This window comes from Desulfotignum balticum DSM 7044, assembly GCF_000421285.1.
In the GTDB taxonomy this organism is placed as follows: Bacteria; Desulfobacterota; Desulfobacteria; order Desulfobacterales; family Desulfobacteraceae; genus Desulfotignum; species Desulfotignum balticum.
Window position 1 is genome coordinate 1,021,860 of sequence record NZ_ATWO01000001.1, and the last position, 15,705, is coordinate 1,037,564.

The 15,705-nt window shown below is 52.1% G+C and carries 13 protein-coding genes; 7 read left to right on the forward strand and 6 right to left on the reverse strand.

Features of this window, described 5'->3' with window-relative positions:
• Positions 1-3: 3 nt before the first annotated feature.
• From obgE to rplU, 3 genes are read right to left on the reverse strand one after another with little or no spacing between them, the layout of a single operon-like run.
• Positions 4-999 carry a GTPase ObgE gene (obgE, locus tag K365_RS0105335; RefSeq protein ID WP_024333812.1) on the reverse strand — a complete coding sequence of 332 codons (996 nt, stop codon included), beginning with the start codon at positions 997-999 and terminating at the stop codon, positions 4-6.
• Positions 996-1,250: a 50S ribosomal protein L27 gene (gene rpmA / locus K365_RS0105340; protein WP_006963616.1), complete on the reverse strand. Its 255-nt coding sequence runs from the start codon at positions 1,248-1,250 to the stop codon at positions 996-998. Before rpmA ends, obgE begins: the two co-directional genes overlap by 4 nt.
• A gap of 26 nt (positions 1,251-1,276) precedes the next feature.
• Entirely contained in the window at positions 1,277-1,588 is a 312-nt protein-coding gene (gene rplU, locus K365_RS0105345; RefSeq protein WP_024333813.1) for a 50S ribosomal protein L21, read from the reverse strand.
• A 232-nt stretch (positions 1,589-1,820) separates the two neighbouring features.
• Between rplU and K365_RS26350 the strand changes: the two genes are divergently transcribed.
• The 6 genes from K365_RS26350 to K365_RS0105375 are packed head-to-tail and all read left to right on the forward strand — an operon-like array spanning position 1,821 to position 9,684.
• Positions 1,821-5,078, forward strand: a complete 3,258-nt coding sequence (locus K365_RS26350) for a PAS domain S-box protein (RefSeq protein ID WP_024333814.1) — start codon at positions 1,821-1,823, stop codon at positions 5,076-5,078.
• Complete coding sequence (locus tag K365_RS0105355) at positions 5,075-5,464, forward strand: response regulator (RefSeq protein WP_006963610.1); 390 nt, start codon at positions 5,075-5,077, stop codon at positions 5,462-5,464. The genes K365_RS26350 and K365_RS0105355 overlap by 4 nt, the downstream gene beginning before the upstream one ends.
• A 22-nt stretch (positions 5,465-5,486) precedes the next feature.
• A complete protein-coding gene (locus K365_RS0105360; RefSeq protein WP_006963608.1) occupies positions 5,487-6,605 on the forward strand; it encodes a response regulator in 1,119 nt (372 codons plus the stop codon).
• Positions 6,602-7,606, forward strand: a complete 1,005-nt coding sequence (locus tag K365_RS0105365) for a GNAT family N-acetyltransferase (protein ID WP_024333815.1) — start codon at positions 6,602-6,604, stop codon at positions 7,604-7,606. Before K365_RS0105360 ends, K365_RS0105365 begins: the two co-directional genes overlap by 4 nt.
• Positions 7,603-8,505 carry an ATP-grasp domain-containing protein gene (locus tag K365_RS26355; RefSeq protein ID WP_024333816.1) on the forward strand — a complete coding sequence of 301 codons (903 nt, stop codon included), beginning with the start codon at positions 7,603-7,605 and terminating at the stop codon, positions 8,503-8,505. The genes K365_RS0105365 and K365_RS26355 overlap by 4 nt, the downstream gene beginning before the upstream one ends.
• A 48-nt stretch (positions 8,506-8,553) precedes the next feature.
• Entirely contained in the window at positions 8,554-9,684 is a 1,131-nt protein-coding gene (locus K365_RS0105375) for a hypothetical protein (protein WP_024333817.1), read from the forward strand.
• Positions 9,685-9,695: 11 nt separating this feature from the next.
• On the opposite strand, the gene K365_RS0105380 is transcribed toward K365_RS0105375, so the two are convergent.
• From K365_RS0105380 to K365_RS0105390, 3 genes are all read right to left on the reverse strand, one after another.
• Positions 9,696-12,899: an Npt1/Npt2 family nucleotide transporter gene (locus K365_RS0105380; protein WP_024333818.1), complete on the reverse strand. Its 3,204-nt coding sequence runs from the start codon at positions 12,897-12,899 to the stop codon at positions 9,696-9,698.
• Positions 12,899-13,663, reverse strand: a complete 765-nt coding sequence (locus K365_RS0105385; protein WP_024333819.1) for a formylglycine-generating enzyme family protein — start codon at positions 13,661-13,663, stop codon at positions 12,899-12,901. The genes K365_RS0105380 and K365_RS0105385 overlap by 1 nt, the downstream gene beginning before the upstream one ends.
• A 205-nt stretch (positions 13,664-13,868) precedes the next feature.
• On the reverse strand, positions 13,869-14,285 hold the full coding sequence (locus tag K365_RS0105390; RefSeq protein ID WP_024333820.1) for a secondary thiamine-phosphate synthase enzyme YjbQ: 417 nt from the start codon (positions 14,283-14,285) through the stop codon (positions 13,869-13,871).
• Between the two features lie 482 nt (positions 14,286-14,767).
• Here K365_RS0105390 and mnmL point away from each other — a divergent pair, with 482 nt between their 5' ends.
• Entirely contained in the window at positions 14,768-15,700 is a 933-nt protein-coding gene (gene mnmL, locus K365_RS0105395) for a tRNA modification radical SAM protein MnmL/YtqA (protein ID WP_024333821.1), read from the forward strand.
• Positions 15,701-15,705 lie beyond the last annotated feature (5 nt).

Consider the following 15,705-nt stretch of genomic DNA (forward strand, 5'->3'; position numbering starts at 1 on the left):
GAATCACTCTTTTTGAAGGCGGGATGCCAGCAATTGGATCAGCTTGTCAACCCCCTGCCCGGTGGCGGCTGAAATGGTGTGGACCTCAAAATCCGGTACTGCCCGGCAGAAACTGGCCACCCGGTGATCGGTCCCGGCCAGATCGATTTTGTTCAGCACGATGATTCTGGCTTTGTCTGCCAGAGTCCGGCTGTAAAGAGTGAGCTCCTGGTTGACGACGGTGAAATCCGCCAAGGGTTCCTGGGGATCGATGGCACCGGCATCGATCAGATGAATCAGAATGCCGGTCCGTTCAATGTGTTTGAGAAATTTGATCCCCAGTCCGGTTCCCTGGTGGGCACCTTTGATGAGCCCCGGGATGTCGGCAACGGCAAACGGTTCGCCAAAAGGCGGTGTGACCATGCCCAGGGTCGGGGTCAGGGTGGTGAACGGGTATGCCCCGATTTTAGGCCGGGCTGCGGACATGGCGGCAATAAGCGTGGACTTTCCGGCATTGGGAAGTCCCACAATGCCCACGTCCGCCAAAAGCTTCAGTTCAAGCTTGAGTTTGCGTTCAACACCCGGAAGTCCGGGTTGAGAATATCTGGGAGCCCGGTTGGTGGATGTGGCAAACCGTTTGTTGCCGCGGCCGCCTTTCCCGCCTTCAGCGATGATGTATTCATCCCCTTGCCGGGTAAGATCCACAATGGTTTGATCCGTCTCTGCATCCCGGATCAGGGTACCTGCCGGCAGGTTGATATAGCAGTGGTTCCCGTTTTTGCCATGCTTCTGGCGGCCCATTCCCGGAGCGCCGTTTTGAGCCCGGTGCATCTTCTGGCGGTGAAGGTCATACAGGGTCCGTTTACCCGGATCCACTTTTAATATGACATGGCCACCGTCGCCGCCGTCACCGCCGTCCGGTCCGCCCCGCTCGATGAACCGCTCTCGTCTGAAAGAGGTGCATCCAGGCCCCCCGTCACCGGATTGAATGGTGATAACTGCCTCATCAACAAATTTCACGCGGCATAAACACTGACTTTTTTACGGTCACGGCCTTTTCTTTCAAAGGTCACCACGCCGTCGATCATGGCAAACAGGGTAAAGTCCTTGCCCATACCCACATTGCTTCCCGGATGGATTTTGGTACCCACCTGCCGGACAATGATGTTGCCGGCTGAAACTGCCTGTCCGCCGAATTTTTTCACGCCCCGGCGCTGCGCATTTGAATCCCGGCCGTTTTTTGAACTACCGGCTGCTTTTTTATGTGACATGTGTCAATCCCCTTTTTGTGTTTTGCTTAAACGGATATGGACGCAATTTTAATCTGGGTGTAATGCTGCCGGTGGCCCTGCATTTTTCTGTACCCTTTACGCCGTTTGTATTTGAAAACCAGCTGTTTTCTGTCCCGGCCCTGTTCCACGACATGGGCCCGGACCACTGCATTTTCCACCACGGGATTGCCCGGGGTGATGGTTTCTCCGTCTGAGTACAGGAGCACATCGTTGAATTCAATTTCCGAACCTTCGGTTCCCGCCAGTTTTTCAACCTTCAGGATCTGGTTCTCCTGAACCTTGTATTGCTTACCGCCGGTTCTGATCACTGCGTACATGGTTAAACTCTCCTTATCAAATCAATGCTTCTTGCCACGTTTTATCGATTTTCATAATCCTGTTAAAAAACTCTTAATATTATAAATTTTGAAATTGTTTGTCAATCTAAAAATGAAACAGGACCGGGAATCCGACAACGATCTCATCTTAAGAAAATAACACTTGCAAAATCACAATGTCAAAGATAAAAAAAAACATGCTTCAAACAAAATCTGACATGTCAAAGACGTTATGAATTATTTGCCTGTTCTGGACATGATTCATAACCTGACGTTATTGCTTGCCACGGCCTATGTGTTTGATCTGGTCACGGCCCGGTGGCCCCAAAAAAAAACAATTCACACCCAGGTATTTTTCGGCATCTTTGTCGGCGTCATCGGGATGGCGGCCATGACCGTTCCCTGGGCGGTTGCCCCCGGGGTGATCATTGACAGCCGATCGATTCTGCTGAGCATATCCGGGCTTTTCTTCGGATGGATCCCCACAGGTGTGGCCATGGGGATGGCCGGGGTGTTCCGGATGTATCAGGGAGGGGCCGGGGCCTGGACCGGCGTGGCTGTGATTGTTTTTTCCGGGTGCATCGGGATTGTCTGGCGACGAAATCTGAAAACACCGCTGTCGGATATGTCCTGGCGCCGGCTCTATGGTTTCGGGCTGACGGTTCACCTGGTCATGCTGGGACTGATACTGATGCTGCCCCAGGGTATTGCCAAAGCAGTGCTGCTGAAAATCACCTTGCCGCTGATCATTTTATATCCAGGAGTGACGGTATTTTTAGGTATGCTTCTGGTCAACCGGCTTCAGCAGGACCGGATACACCGGGAAGTGAGGGAATCCAGACAGTTCGCATTTGCCACCATAGACGCGTTGAGCGCCCATGTGGCAGTGCTGGATGAAACCGGCAGGATTATTGCGGTGAATCTGGCATGGCGGGAGTTTGCCGCATCCAACGGCTCGGGCTCAACCCATGTCTGTGAAGGGGCGGATTATCTGGCGGTATGTGATGCCGCAGTCGGTGAAGACAAGGATATGGCCCGGGATTTTGCTGCGGGGCTCCGGTCAGTGCTGGCGGGTGAAGCCCAGACATTTGCCATGGAATATCCCTGCCATTCTCCAGATGAACAGCGCTGGTTCATCGGTCGCGTCACCTGTTTTTGCAGTTCAGATGCGCCACGTCTGGTGGCGGCCCATGAAAACATCACCGATCGAAAGCAGGCGGAACAGGCCCTGGCCGATCACCGAAATCATCTGGAGGACCTGGTCAAAAAACGGACCCGGGGCCTGGAACAAAAAAACCGGCAGCTGGTGCAGGAGGTTTCCAAAAGGCGGCAGGCGGAAGCCAATATCCGGGAAAGTGAAGAACGGTACCGGGTCCTGGTGGAACTGACACCGGATATTATCTATCGGATCACGGAAGACGGGACCATCGATTATATTTCTTCGGCGGTCCGGCAGCTGGGATATGATCCTGCTGAACTCAAGGGGAGCCCCATGGCGGATCTGCTGCATCCGGAAGATCGTGAACGATTCGGCCATCACCTGGTGGAGCGCCGGATCGGGAAGCGGCGACAAACGCACCTGGATGTCCGGTTGATGCATAAAAACCACGAGTCTCAGAATTATGCTCTCAATTTCACATTTGTCCAACTGTCTGCCCGGGGATACTGGGATGTGCCGGACAGCGAGATTTCACGGCCGGACAAGCAGTTCCTCTATACCCTGGGCATCGCCCATGATATCACGCTGCGCAAGCAGGCGGCACAGGCCCTGGAAGAGAGCCGGAAAAAACTGCGGCTTCTCAAGGATGTGGCAGCTGCCGCCAACGCGGCCGGAACCTCGAATGAAGCCCTTCAGGTCGCCGTGGACGGTATTGCCCGGTTCATGGACTGGCCGGTGGGGCATGTATATGAAGCGGATGATGAAAAACCGGATCACCTGATTCCCACAGACATCTGGTACCTGGAAGATGACAAGCGGTTTGCCTCATTCAGAAAGATTACCGAACGCACGGGTTTCAGACCGGGTCAGGGAATGATCGGACGGGTGATGACGGCAAAAAAAAGTGTATGGATAGAAGATCTGGCCATTTATCCGAAATTCCCCCGGGTCCGGCATGCAGGCGAGATCGGGCTTCACGGTGGATTTGCATTCCCGGTCATGGTGGGGGACCATGTGGCGGCGGTGCTGGAATTTTTCAATCCTGAAAAGCAGCGGCCTGATCCGTCCCTGCTGGAAATTCTCGATGAGATCGGCAACCAGCTGGGAATTGTCATTGCCAGAAAACAGTCGGAAAAGGAACTTGAAAAACTGGCCACAGCGGTTGAACAAAGTCCGGCCACGGTAATTATCACGGATCTTTACGGAAATATTGAATATGCCAACCCCAAATTCACCGAATTGACCGGCTATACTTTTGAAGAAGTAAAAAGAAAAAATCCCAGGATTTTGAAATCTGGTCATCATCCGCCATCGTTTTACAAAAAACTGTGGCAGACGATTACCTCGGGCAGACCCTGGCACGGTACGTTCTGCAACCAGGATAAAACCGGAACCATTTACTGGGAGCGGGCCTCCATATCACCGGTCCGGGATCCCCAGGGATATGTGTCTCATTTTGTGGCGGTCAAGGAAAATATCACTCAATTGATGCAATATGAAAATGAACTCAAACAGGCCAAGGAGTCGGCAGAGCGGGCCAATCGGGCAAAATCCGATTTTCTGGCCAATATGTCCCATGAACTGCGGACCCCGCTCAATGCCATCATCGGGTTTTCCGAGGTGCTCAAGGAGCAGTATTTCGGGCCTCTGGTTGACAAACAGCAGGAATATGTGGATGATATTCTGGACAGTGGCAGACACCTGCTCGCACTGATCAATGATATTCTGGACCTGTCCCGGGTTGAGGCGGGAAAAACCGAACTGGAGCTGTCACAGGTGAACGTTTCCCAACTGATTGACAACAGCCTGGTCATGATCAAGGAAAAGGCGGCCAAACACGGGATTGCCCTTGAAAAGGCGGTGACCCGGGAGATTCAGGAACAAGCGATCACGGCGGATCAAAGAAAACTCAAACAGATCCTGTACAACCTGCTGTCCAATGCCGTGAAATTCACCCCGGACGGCGGTGCCATTACCATCCGGGCCGAACAGGTTCACAGCAGGACCCGTTTGGGTTTTGAAACCGGAACGGATGCGGCCTGTGTTGAAATATCCGTCACCGACACCGGCCCGGGCATTGATCCCGCCTATCATGAAAAAGTGTTTGAACCGTTTTTCCAGGTTCACGGCACCCGGCAGGATAAGAGTCCCGGTACCGGTCTGGGACTGCCTCTGACACGGGATCTGGTGACGCTTCATGAAGGAAAAATGTTTTTAAACAGCGACGGGCAGGGAAAAGGGTCGACTTTTTCTTTTATCATTCCGGTGAATCAGAAAAAAAATCAAGGCCCGTCACATGCTGACATCGAGGATGAAGGATCGCTCCCATGATGGACACAAAAAACAGAACCATTTTGATTGTGGAAGATGAATTACAGAACCGGAAGCTGTTTCGGGATGTGCTTCAATACAGCGGTTACACCGTTTTTGAAGCCATGAACGGAAAAGAAGGCGTTGCCCTGGCAAATCAGCATCTGCCGGATCTTATTCTTATGGATATTCAAATGCCGGTTATGGACGGCCTGTCCGCCACCCGGATTCTCAAGCAAAATGAAACCACCCGGGATATCATGGTGGTGGCCCTGACGGCAAATGCCATGCCCGGAGATAAGGAAAAAATACTTGAGGCAGGGTGTCATGACTATATCTCAAAACCGTTTCGTCTGCATGAATTTTTGGAAAAAATCAAGGAATACCTGCCTGAAGATTCGGTATGAAATCAGTTGAAAAGGAATAATGATGAGCGATCAGTCAACCATACTGGTGGTGGATGACGAAGACCGGAATTTGCGTCTGATGGAGGCCATGCTGGTGCCTGCGGGTTATCATGTATTGACAGCAGGGGACGGGGAACAGGCACTGGACTTGGTATCCAGGGAACCGGTGGATGTGATTCTGCTGGATGTCATGATGCCGAAAATGGATGGATACGACGTGACCAGGCAGTTGAAATCCGATCCTGAAACAGCCATCATTCCCATTGTCATGGTGACGGCCCTGCATGCCAAAGAAGATAGAATACGGGCCATTGAAGCCGGGGCCGATGATTTTTTGACCAAGCCGGTGGACAAGACCGAATTGCGGGCACGGGTGGCCTCTCTGATCAAAGTGAAAGCCTACAATGACCATATGCGCAATTATCAGAAGGAGCTGGAATCCGAGGTGGCCAGACGGACCCGGGATCTGGAACAGGCGTTTGCGCGCATCAAATCCGTGTCTCTGGAAGCGATTTACCGGCTGACCCGGGCGGCGGAATACAAGGACGAAGACACCGGGGCTCATATCCAGCGAATGAGCAATTATGCGGCAGCCATTTCCCGGAAAATGGGGCTTGGAGAAAGGGTCACGGAATCTATTCTGTATGCGACCCCCATGCATGATATCGGGAAAATCGGGATTCCGGACCGCATTCTTTTGAAACCGGGCAAACTGGACCCGGATGAGTGGGCTGTGATGCAGCAGCATACCATTATCGGGGCCCGGATTCTTGAAGGCTCCACCACCGGGATTATCCGGCTGGGGGAGACTGTGGCCTTGACCCACCACGAAAAATGGGACGGCTCCGGGTATCCCAAAAGACTGAAAGGAAAGCAGATTCCCCTGGTGGGGCGCATTGTCGCCATTGCGGATGTGTTTGATGCCCTGACTTCCAAACGGCCTTATAAAGAGGCGTTTTCCCTTGAAAGATCCTATGAAATCATCCGGCAGGGCCGGGGAACGCATTTTGATCCGGCAGTGGTGGACGTGTTTTTCTCAGCACAAACAGACATTTTGAAAATTAAGGACGCTTTTCATGATGATGCGGATTTCATCAACCAGGCACCCATGATCATCCAGAACCAAAACAGGCGAAAATGAAGACGGTTCCCTGCATTGTGACGGTCCGGCTGAATGCATCTTTGCCTTCAGATCTGCCGGAGATACTGGCAGACTGGCCGGAAAAAGGACTGAAAATGATCCGGTGGCAAAGCCCCGGGAATCTGACATCCATGCCCGCCGAACAGCTGTGGCAGGCCTCAAAAGCAGGTATCTGGAACCATGTTTCCGGGCCGGATCTGTTTGACAACGGCAATGAAACCGTGCCGGTGCGATATATCCTGGACCATCCCCATGTGGTGCATTCCTTTGACCTGCCCCGTGACCGCACACATTTGCCTGCAATGTCACATGCCTATGATAAAATAGATCCCCTGCCGGGCATCCCGTTCTGGCAGACACTTTCAGGTCATGAGGCCATTTTGTCTTATCTGGCCCGGTATCCGGCTTCTTATCTAATCCGCCTCCGATGGGACAACCATACCCGGATCATCCTGGGAAATGATGTGGTGTTTTATTTTGAACCGCCATCGGCGCTATCACCGGAGTTTCTGAATCAGGTCTGTGCCATGGTGATTGCCGGCGGATCCGTGGATACCACCCATGTCCGGTCCAATCTTGAAAATGCGTTCCTGATCGGTTATGCCATGGAAAACCAAAAAATGGTGGGCTGCTCCTGTCTGAAACATCCCCGGACCGCTTTGATTCTTCGGCTGAAAAAAGCCACGGGCCTGGATTTTTCCGGGTGTGTGGAACGCGGCTATACCTCGGTGCGGCCCGAGTACCGGTCTTTGGGTGTGGGACGTCGTCTGCTCGAGGGATTGACGGCCCGGGCAGGAAAATACAAAATATTTGCCATCATCGATGAAGACAATCTGGCCACCCAGAAAATTGCCCGGTGGAACAACACCCGGAAAATCACCACCTATTTCAGCGAGAAAACAAACAAGCCGATGGGCATCTGGATGCCCGCCCATATGCGCCCGCCAGAAAAGGAAACCGGTTCAGATTCTGAGCAGTCCCATGGAGAAAACATCCAATGAAAATCGGTGTTCTCACCATCCATGGTCTGGAGTTCCATCCCAACGGCCGGCTGGACCAGGCGGCCCGGCACAGGGATCATCACCTGATGCTCATCAATCCCTATCAGCTGGTCTGTGTGCTGGAAAATCAGGGGCCGGGTATTCATGACTGTAACGATGCGGTGACCAATGATCTGCCGGATGTGGTCCTGCCCCGCCAGGGATCGCCCATGGGCGAATATGGGTTTGTGATACTCCGGCAGTTTCAGGCCATGGGGATACCGCTGGTCAACGGCCTGGAAGGGGTGACCATAGCCCGGCATCAGTATATCACCCTTCAGTCTCTGGCGGCGGCCGGCATCCCGGTGCCGGATACCTGTTTTGTTACCCGAAAGGCCTTGTTTTTTGATGCCGTGGACCGTGTGGGGGGATATCCGGTGGTGGTCAAGCAGCCCAGCGGTATGGGGGGAGACGGGGTGTTTAAAATCGATGATCCGACCCAGGCAGACACCTGTGTGAATGCCCGGCTGGATCCGGTAAAAGGGTTGCTGGTACAGCGGTTTTTTCCTGTGTCCGGGCGGATGGATGCCCGGATTCTGGTGGTCGGCGGCCGGGTGGCCGGGGCCATGACACTGTCACCGGCCCCGGATGATTTCAGAACCAATATCCATCGCCGGGGCCGGGCTGCGGCGTTTGATCCCCCCGCACTGTGGCAACATATGGCAGTGGCGGCGGCTAAGGCCTGCGGTCTGGATATCGCGGGTATTGACATGATGGGAAAAAAAAGCGGTTCCCCGTGTGTGGTAGAGGTCAACTATTCACCGGGGTTCAGGGGGCTTGAAGCGGCCACAGGCATTGATATCGCCATGGAAATCATTGATTTTGCCGTGCATAAGGCCCATGCAGCATCCACCAGATAAATTGCCGTTCATGAACAGGATCCACAGATTTAAAAAAGAGATTTATCCATGAAAATTACCCAGATTCAGTTGGAACACGATGCCGGTTTTGCCACAGCCTCAGCCCGGGTCATATTTGAAGACAGGGACTTGCCTGAAAAAACCGTATTTATAAAAACCCCGGAAGATCATGCCCAAGGGTTTGACGCCAACCCGGATGCGTTTCTGGTGGGGTGTCTGCTGCCGGCCCTGCATCTGGGAGAAAAACGCATATTTGTGGACGGACCGGTATGTCCGTTCCTCAAAGAAGGGGTGCACGTGGCCATGCACATTCTATCCCACTGGACCCAGGACCGGTATACCCCGATTTTAGTTGAATCCGCATCCGATGCCCACCAGGTGCCGGTAAATCCCGGCAGAGCCGGCATGGTCATGTCCGGCGGCATGGACTCTCTGGCGGCCCTGCGCCTGAACCGGCTGAATTATCCAAAGACCCATCCGGCCTATATTCAAGATGGATTTTTTCTCCATGGCTTTGATATTGGCGGGGTCAGGGAACGGGGGGCCAAGCTGCATGTATTTGACCGGGCCGTGACCGCCATTACCCGGATCACAGAAGATGCGGACACAACCCTGGTGCCGGTGTACACCAACTTACGTCACCTGTGCGATGAACGGGATCTGTGGCTGAACAGTTTTTTCGGCGCGGTTTTAGCTGCCATGACCCATGGTTTCAGTCATCGCGTCAACCTGATGTTCATCGGTTCTTCCTATGATATTCCCAACCTGCATCCCTGCGGGTCTCATCCTTTGCTGGATCCCGAGTATTCCAGCTATGCCGTGAGAATCCGGCACCGGGATTATGAACTGTCCCGTCTGGAGAAAATTAAAATCGTGTCCCGGTGGGATACGGCTTTTCAGAACTTCCGGGTCTGCCTGGCCAATGTGCCGGATCAACTGAATTGCGGGAGATGCGAAAAATGTGTGCGCACCATGACCGAGCTCACGGCCCTGGGGCTTTTGCACAAAACCCGGGCGTTTGAAGCGGATGAGGTCACCCCGGCGGATATTTCGCAATTCGATATCACCATCCGGGTAAGGCCTCCGTTTTACCGGCCCCTGATTCCCCTGCTCAGAAACCAGGGACGGGATGATCTGGCAGATACCATTGTCAGGTTGCTGAATCGATCTGAATCATGACATGACCGGTATCATTGTTTTTCCTGAACCAGGGAATGCAGATGCCGGATGCGCTGGCTTAAAACCGAACAGATCTGCAGGGCGATGCGTGGAAATTCCATGGCGGTTTCCTTGAATTCCTGTTTATGCAAGGTCAAAAACCGGCAGGGGGTGATGGTTCGAATGGTCGCGGATCTGGGTGAATTATCGATCAATGCCATTTCTCCGAAAGCGGCACCGGAATCCATCTGATCAATTTCTGCCTGGTTTCCGTTTTCTTTTTCCATGATCACCGACACCCGGCCTTCAATGATCAGATATACGGTTTCACCAATGCTGTTCTGCTTGATGACTTCCTGGTCTTCGGCAAATTCGGTTTCTTCGGTCACCGATGAAATGGCGGCCAGCTCCGAAGCTGTCAACCCTGAAAAGATGTCGATTTCCTTTAGAAGAAGTATCTTTTCTCCTAGCGACAATTTGGCCGAAACTTCGGTATCTTGCGTTGATTTCTTTTTTTGCAGGATCATTTGGACTTCCTTTGAAATATGCGGGTTCTCGGATTGTTCCAGGTCCTGGATACAATCCGATGCCGGTTGCAGGTCATGGATTTCCCCGATCAGTCCCAGTCCCAGAATCACATCCACCCAGTCCGGGGAAGACAGCAGTTCAGATGCCGCTTGTTTGCCATCGGATGAAAATCCGGGAATTTTTACCAGTTTTCTACCGTCAGCCAGAGCGACTGTGGTATTGGGACTTTCCAGCAACGGCAGCATGGTGTTGAAGGTTTTTCTGTCCAGAATATCATTGAGCAGCTCAATGGCATTGGCCCGTTGCCGCGCGTCTGCGGAAAAAATTCCCTGCCAGGCGGTCCGCATTCGGCCGGTTTGATCATGGATCGCCAAAACCCGGACAATGTTTTCCAAAATCAGTTCTTTTCTTTCCACCAGGTGCGATATTGCCAGGTCCCGCATGGGTCCCTGGGGCAGGTTTTCCAGAGATGCAGCCATGGCCAGGTATTCATAGGATTTCGCCAGGTTCTTTTTGGCAAAGATCAACACATCAAATTCTTTAATGTCCAGCGTATCCAGCAGATTGAAAAGCCCTTTGCGTATCCGGGTGGACGGCAGGCCCAATGATTCCACCAGCAACCGGGGATTCTGATGGTCGGCAGTCCTGATTTTATCCTTGGCAAATTCATGAATTTCATCTGATGGATCACCCATCAGATGAATGGTTTTCAGCAGGGTGTCGTCATCAACAATGGCCAAAGCGTCCAGTGCTGCCCTGCGGACATCTGCCCGGTCATGGGACAGATAATGCAGTGCCACCGCATTGATCTCATCGGCTTGAAGCCGGGATAAAGCGATGATGATATCCGGAATGACCGGGTCGATTCCAGGGATATTGAGCATGTCTTTGAGTTCAGGGATCCATTTTTGACTGCGGCTCAGGCCGGCACAGATAATGCCGGCCTGACAGGATGCCGGATCTTTTTCAGTCAGCCAGTCGGCAATGAGCTGCTGAAGATCTTCTGAACGGTCGCTGTGAATACAGGCCCCGGCAAATCCTTTAATCACGGGATGTTCGCTGGCAACCAATTCGGATATGACCGGATAATCACTTGTGTCCATGCCGTGCTGGTTGATGAGTTTGAGTATGGCAATGGTCGTCTCGGGTCGTTTCAAAGACATCAAAGGGATCAATTCTTTGGCGGCCCGGGGTCCGGATTCTGGCGTGATCATTTTAATGAGTGCCACCTGAGTGGCCTCATCCTGGTTTTCCAGGTTCTTGATAATCATCTGATCCAGCCTGTCGGGCGAAAAATTTTTCAACAGTTTTGCATACCAGACGGCATCTTTTCCCCGGGCTGACAGAAAAGAAGTTTCCAGGCTGGACAGGGTTTTTTCCTGGTTGAAGATCTGGCCCAGTTCTTTTTGATCCATGCTTTTGATATCCAGCATGTTGTTGGAAATCAGGTCCAGCAGAATTTTCGAGTAATTGGATTTGAGCACAAACGGGGCCACCACCCAGGCAATCATGAACGGCAGGGCCACCAGGGTCAGATACCGGGGATGAAATAACGGGGTTGACAGCAAAATCAATGTCGAGCCCGTGAACAATGCGATCCTTACCACTGTCCCCCGCAGAAAAGGCCGGATCATGTTCCGGTAGGATTCGGGAAACAGGCCGATGAGAATGCTGTTGGCCGGCATGTTAATGGTCGTGCGGATAATATTGGTGGACATTCTGGCATACATGGCCGAAAACACGTCAAATCTGAACAAAAAGGCGAAAAATGCCAGCATATAGTTGAAGGGATGAAACATGAGTGCCACCGGCAATCCCCATTTGCCGTATATCCGGCCCACGAACAAAAGAATGAACAGACTGACGATGTACAGACTGCCTCTGAAATAACCGAAAAAATGAATCATGGCACTTTCTGAGGCAAACTGCTCATTGACGGCATAATTGAACTGATAGTTCATGATGGGGATGACCACGTTCGGCATGAATGTCAGGACCAGGACGATTTTGACCAGAATGGAATCTTTGACCAGCGGATAGATCCGTTTGATTTCTTCCATCATGGGTGGTTTTTTCTTGGCGTTTTTCCCTGTTTTTTCCGTGTAAATCAACGTGGCGTAGCTTCGTCCCATGGCTTTTATCAGCAGCGCCCCCATGATGGTGGTGACCAGATACAGGTATAACAGGTTGTCCAAGCTGAAAAGGCCTGCAAAATAAGGGGTGCCGAAACTGCCCAGGATCAGCCCGATCACCCCGCCGGCGGTGAGAAGCGGGAACAGTCGTTTGGACTGGCGGGTATTGAAAAGATCGTTGCACATGTTCCAGAACAGCAATGCCTGCAAAAGTTCAAACTGGCTTTTGAGCATGAACAGCAACGGATACAGCAGCTCAATGCCGAAAGGAATGAGCAGACGGATGACCGTGACGATGATTCCGGAAAAAATGAAAATATAGTATAACAGCCTGGCCCCGGAGGTCTTGCTTAAAAAGACGGTCAGAAAACCGGTGATGAAGAATGTGGCCACGGCATTGATCATGTTGACCACCGGCATGAATTCCACACCGTATCTTTTCAGAAAAGCGGTTTCCGCATAATTGTTCAGGATAATGCCTGAACTCCGGATAATAAAAAGAAGGGCTGCCGTCCATAGAAACAGGCTGATCTCTTCTTCATAGATTTTCAGGAAACTTAAGAGTTTTGCCCGCATCAATCCACCTCAAGAACCAGTCGGAACCCGGTTGTCTGAAACCTGGCACCGGGATGGGCATAGGTGCGGTTGGCACTGCGCATATATCTGCCGTACAGGTACCAGCTACCGCCTCTGCGAACCCGGGGTCTGGTGGAAAACAGATCATAGGTATTGACGCCGGGAGCCCTGATATCATCCGTATATTCATCCTGGCACCATTCCCATACATTGCCGTGCATGTCGTAAAACCCCCATGGGTTGGGCGGAAATGAAGCGACCGGGGCCGGACTGTTGACCGGCAGTCCCATGGATCGGTAATATGAACTGCATTCTCCGTGTCGTTTCGGGGTATTGGCATACATGGCCAGGGCGCAGTCCGGGTCGTTCCCCCAGCTGTAAGCCGTGGTGGTTCCGGCCCGGCAGGCATACTCCCATTCTTTCTCCGAAGGAAGCCGGTATCGGGCGGTATCTGTTTGGTTCAATTTTCTGATGAATTTCTGGCAGTCATAAAAAGACACCCGGGTCACCGGGGTCCGGGGGCCTCCTTTTTTTTTCAGAAGAAACGCCTTTCCCATAATATCCTGCCATTGTTCCAGAGTGACTTCGGTTTCCTGAAGGTAAAAAGGTTCGGTGATTTTGACCGGGTGATGTTTTTCATTGGTTTTCCGGTCGGTTTCAGTCTCAGGGCTTCCCATTTGAAAAGTACCGGGTTCCACACGGATGAAAGTCATGCCCAGATGATTGGTGATTTTTTTTTCCTGGGCAAAACCGCTGGCTGTCATGTGTGTGAGACATAAAACAACAATAAAAACACAACACCCGCACACCCTGAATATGTATTTCAAACCTGGTATCAGGCATAACCTGTTTCGCATAATTCAATCATCCTTCAAACAACCTGTTGGGGCAAGATACACTTGAAAAGTGAGTTGTTTGGCATACAATTATATTTTCTGTTCATTGTCAAGCAAAAAGACAGAACGGGCGTTATTCCCCGATGATTTTGACCAGGACCCGTTTTTTTCTCCGGCCGTCAAACTCCCCGTAGAAAATCCGTTCCCAGGTGCCGAAATCCAGTTTTCCGTCTGTGACGGCGATCACGCTTTCCCGGCCCATGATCTGCCGCTTCATGTGGGCATCGGCATTGTCTTCCCCGACATTGTGCCGGTAGCCGGATACCGGTTCATGGGGGGCCAGTTTTTCCAGCCACAGGTCATAGTCATGGTGCAGCCCTGGTTCGTCATCGTTGATGAACACCGAGGCGGTAATGTGCATGGCATTCACAAGGACCAGTCCCTCCTTGATTCCGCTCTCGTCGATGCACTGTTGCACATCCGGGGTGATATTGATGAACGCCCGCCGGGACGGGACATTGAACCACAGTTCTTTTCGAAAGGTTTTCATAATACTCCTCAATGTTCGGATTTTCCAGCAGTTTCATATCGTTGTCTACCGCAGACGGTTCTTTCATACCTTGCCATGGTCCGGGAATGCAAGTGCTTTCTTCCGACATGTTCTCCGGCCGGGAGTCAACCAATCCCCTCCGGAGGCTCCGCTGTGCAAGCCGATATTCGGGAGCAGTTTTTCCAGAACAAAAATATACAATTATGAAAAAAGTGCCTGCCCGTTATCTTCTTTTCAGATACAATTGCGTGATTTATCAAGGCCCTGAAAAATTTCGGATACCATTGCAATCTAAAACCTGATATTATTGATTGTTTCTGCCAAGGTGCTGTTAAACCGCTGGGAGCAGGTGAAGCTTGCCAGGCCATGGGAAAAGCGGGGACAATTTGCCGGAAAGAATACATTGAAAAGCGTTCCTGATTACATCATCCCAACAAAAATTATTCAAACAGTTAAACATTTCACGCAACAGGATCTTGATCATGGATCGATCAAAGCGGTACACCGACTATAACAGCTATCTGCGGGGTATGTTCGGCGAGCGGGTTCAAAAAATTGCCGTGGATGCCGGGCTCACCTGTCCCAACCGGGACGGCACGCTGTCGAGCAAAGGCTGTATCTACTGCAATGCCAAGGGGTCCGGTACCGGGGCCTTTGCCCGGGGTATGGGTATCAGGGAGCAGATCGAGGCCGGCAAGATTCCCATGATGAAAAAATACAAGGCAAAGAAATTTCTGGCTTATTTTCAGTCGTTTACCAATACCTACACCTCGGTTGAAATTATGCGGGCGATGTATGATGCCGCGTTTTCCTGCGAGGGGGTGGTGGGCATGGCCGTGGGCACCCGGCCGGACTGTGTGGATGAACGAAAGCTGGATCTGATCGGGTCTTATGCGCAAAAATATCTGGTGTGGCTGGAATATGGGCTTCAGTCGATTCATGACACCACGCTGGCGTTTATCAACCGGGGGCACACGCTGAAAGATTTTGAAAACGCCGTGGCCATGACCCGGGGAAAAGGCATCCAAATCTGTGCCCACGTGATTCTGGGGCTGCCCGGAGAAACCCGGGACATGATGCTGGACACGGCCCGGTATCTGGCGGACTCCGGTATTCACGGGGTCAAGATCCACCTGCTGTATGTGATCAAAGACACGCCGCTGGACCGTCTGTTTCTGGCGGGAAAGTATCAGCCCATGACACAGAGGGAATATGTGGAAACCGTGTGTGATTTTCTGGCGCTTTTGCCCGAACAGATGGTGATTCAGCGGATCACAGGCGATCCCCATGGCAGCGAGCTGCGGGCCCCGGCATGGGCCGGGAGATACCGGGAAACTTTCAACCTGATCCAGCAGGCCCTGGCACACCGGGATACCTTTCAGGGGAAAAAATATCAGCCGAAGAACCCGGCCTGAAAATC